We start from the raw sequence: 1,594 nt of genomic DNA on the forward strand, positions 1-1,594 counted from the left end.
ACTCACTTCCATCTTGAGCATTGCGCCGTATGTGGTGGCCAAGTGGGAAAAACGGCTTGTAGACGGTGGCTACATCTCGGTCAAATCCAAAAAGTATTCGGTTCCAAGCGACCTGTTGCTGAAAGAAGTAGGGATTCGCTGGGTCACGTCCGAGCACTTCGAGGTGTGGGATCATGAAAAGAAAATAACCGAGTACCAAGTGAATCAAGACCCGAAGAAAAAGACCATTTACAGACCGGAGCATCTGCCTAAGGTAAAAGGAGCTTCTGAAGAAGGGGATCTAGGTTTGGCGACCTCCCCACACGTTCAGAAAGCTCCAGAGGTAGAAACTCGCTCCCTCGACTACTACGAGAACATCGGAGAGGAGGAATCCCTGTATGCAGGCGCTCATTGAGTTGCAAGAGCGTTGTACAGAGCTTGGATGGAAAAACATCTCGCACCGTTTGGATGCGCTCTTAGAAGAGGCATCTGCAAACAGTATAACATATGCCGAGTTTTTAACCAGCCTGTTAACGGTGGAAGAATCCCACAAGAAAGAGACGTCCTGGAATCGGAAGGTAAAAAATGCCCGATTCCCCTTTGTCAAGACGTTGACCGAGTTTGACTTTAAGGTACAAACGAGTGTGGATGAACGAAGGATACGTGATTTACTGGCACGCTCATTTTACCGGGAGGGTCACAATCTCTTATGCTTAGGCCCTCCCGGGGTAGGGAAAACTCATCTTGGGGTGGCCATCGCAATGGCCGTCATCGATCAAGGAGAGAGCGCCCTCTTCGTCCGATCTGACGATTTTATAGAGGCCGCGAAGGAAGCCGCTGAACGCCGGCAAATCCCTAAGTTCCTGCGGCAATACGCCAAACCAACAGTGCTTATTGTAGACGAATTGGGATATGCTCCATTCGATTCCGTAAGCGCTCAGATCTTATTCCAGGTCGTCTCCAAACGTTACGAGCGTGGATCGATCATCATCACCTCAAATAAGTCCTACAGCGAATGGGGAGACATGCTCGGAAGCTCTGTGCTGGCAACAGCAATACTGGACCGCTTGCTGCATCACAGTTCCGTATTTAATATGCGTGGAGAATCCTATCGTCTCAAGGAGAAAGTGAAAGCAGGGGTCATGCCCAAGGCATCACTGGACAGCCCAGAACCGGGGGTGACGAGGGGATGAAGAGGAAAGTGCCCATGCGCTTTGACAAGGCACAGCAGCGATGGATTGTCGCACTTGGAGGACGTGATTACGGTTTACACTGCGGCGAAATACTGGAGCTATATGTGGACGGGGAGCCGATCCCATGCCGGTTGGAATTGGATCAGCATTGGTATGTGTGTATGCCGGAAGTACGCTTTAATCTGAGAGAATCGGATAAATATTTGATCAACCTGTGAGTATCTACAAAGTTAATGGCACCGAGAATATTCACATGTGGACAACCATGGGTCGGATAAAAGACTCGATCACGGAGGGTGCTGCCGCGGCCGCCGAGTCAGATTCAAAGGGGGGCTAGCCCCCCTTTGAATCTGACTCCCTTATGGCTAAAATCTAAAAAATTAAATCGGCTAAAAGATAAACTTTTATTCCGGCCTTGACAA

Annotated in this window: 3 protein-coding genes; all 3 read left to right on the plus strand. The window is 49.5% G+C overall.

What is annotated here, in order from left to right; genetic code table 11:
- Positions 1 to 394, plus strand: a 394-nt coding sequence (locus L1N85_RS26260) for a hypothetical protein (RefSeq protein WP_407946576.1), incomplete at its 5' end; no start/stop codon positions are given.
- The gene (gene istB / locus L1N85_RS26265) at positions 378 to 1,172 is read left to right on the plus strand and encodes an IS21-like element helper ATPase IstB (RefSeq protein ID WP_235241975.1); all 795 of its coding nucleotides are present in this window, start codon (positions 378 to 380) and stop codon (positions 1,170 to 1,172) included. The genes L1N85_RS26260 and istB, both read left to right, overlap by 17 nt.
- A gap of 14 nt (positions 1,173 to 1,186) precedes the next feature.
- Complete coding sequence (locus tag L1N85_RS26270; RefSeq protein ID WP_235241976.1) at positions 1,187 to 1,390, plus strand: DUF5348 domain-containing protein; 204 nt, start codon at positions 1,187 to 1,189, stop codon at positions 1,388 to 1,390.
- Positions 1,391 to 1,594: the final 204 nt, after the last annotated feature.

This window comes from Paenibacillus alkaliterrae, assembly GCF_021532375.1.
GTDB lineage: Bacteria > Bacillota > Bacilli > Paenibacillales > Paenibacillaceae > Pristimantibacillus > Pristimantibacillus alkaliterrae.

Excerpts from the sequence above, each read along its gene's own strand:
- L1N85_RS26270 (WP_235241976.1), top strand. The coding sequence starts at position 1,187 with ATGCGCTTTGACAAGGCACAGCAGCGATGGATTGTCGCACTTGGAGGA.
- istB (WP_235241975.1), top strand. The coding sequence starts at position 378 with ATGCAGGCGCTCATTGAGTTGCAAGAGCGTTGTACAGAGCTTGGATGG.